Origin of the sequence: Acetonema longum DSM 6540 (assembly GCF_000219125.1) — a bacterium.
In the GTDB taxonomy this organism is placed as follows: Bacteria; Bacillota; Negativicutes; order Sporomusales; family Acetonemataceae; genus Acetonema; species Acetonema longum.
This window is the reverse complement of record NZ_AFGF01000237.1, coordinates 1-1,155: the sequence shown is the minus strand read 5'-3', so window position 1 is coordinate 1,155 and position 1,155 is coordinate 1. Positions and strand designations below refer to the sequence as shown.

Below are 1,155 nucleotides of genomic sequence, written 5' to 3'. Positions count from 1 at the left end.
CTGATCGGGGGCTTTCTGGGAGTCGGGACGCCGGAAAAACTAGTGGACGCCCTGGTGTCCCAGGGAACCGGGGGACTGACGCTGGTCTGCAATGATACCAGCTTTCCCGACAAGGGAATGGGCAAGCTGATCGTGAGCAAACAAGCGAAAAAGGTGATCATCAGCTATATGGGAGGCAATCCCGAAGGAGCCCGTCAGATGAACGCCGGAGAACTGGAAGTGGAACTGTCCCCCCAGGGAACACTGGCCGAAAGAATCCGCTCCGGCGGGGCCGGCTTAGGCGGCGTTCTGACGCCCACCGGACTGGGAACGGTAGTGGCCGAAGGCAAGCAGGTTTTAACCATTGACGGCAAGGAATTTCTCCTGGAAAAAGCCCTCCATGCCGATGTGGCTCTGATTAAAGCCTATAAGGCCGACCGGGCCGGCAATCTGATCTTCCGGCGGGCAGCCCGCAATTTTAATCCGGTCATGGCAACCGCCGCTGATTTAGTTATTGTGGAAGCCGAACATATTGTGGAGCCAGGTGAAATGGATCCGGATCAGGTAATGACCCCCGGGATTTTCGTGGACTACCTGGTTCAGGGTTAGGAGGGAACAACAGAATGGATACAAAAGCCCTTATTGCCAAACGGGTGGCTCAGGAATTTCAGGACGGGTTTGTCGTCAATCTGGGAATCGGCATTCCCACTCTAGCCGCTAACTATATTCCGGCCGGCATGAATGTAATTCTCCAGTCGGAAAATGGCTTCGTAGGCCTGGGGGAAGCACCGGAGCCGGGCCAAGAAGAGCCGGATCTGGTCAATGCCGGCGGCAAACCGGTAACGATCAAGACCGGCGGGGCCATGTTTGACAGCGTCACCTCCTTCGGAATCATCCGGGGCGGTCATGTGGACGCCACGGTGCTGGGAGCCCTGGAAGTGGACCAGGAAGGCAATCTGGCCAACTGGATGGTACCGGGCAAAATAGTCCCTGGCATGGGCGGGGCTATGGATTTAGTGGTAGGCGCCAAAAAAGTCATCGTGGCCATGGAGCATACCGCCAAGGGCAATGCCCCCAAGATCTTAACGAAATGCACCCTGCCTTTAACTGCCCGTAAGGTCGTGGATCTGATCGTGACCAATTTGTGCGTGTTTGCTGTGACTCCTTCCGGTTTAG

The 1,155-nt window shown here is 56.4% G+C and carries 2 protein-coding genes; both read left to right on the top strand.

From position 1 onward, the window contains the following. Window positions 1-588: CoA transferase subunit A (locus ALO_RS18130; protein ID WP_040293856.1), on the top strand; the 588-nt coding region annotated here is incomplete at its 5' end. 14 nt (window positions 589-602) lie between these two features. After that, on the top strand, window positions 603-1,155 hold a 553-nt coding region (locus ALO_RS18125), incomplete at its 3' end, for a 3-oxoacid CoA-transferase subunit B (protein WP_004099022.1).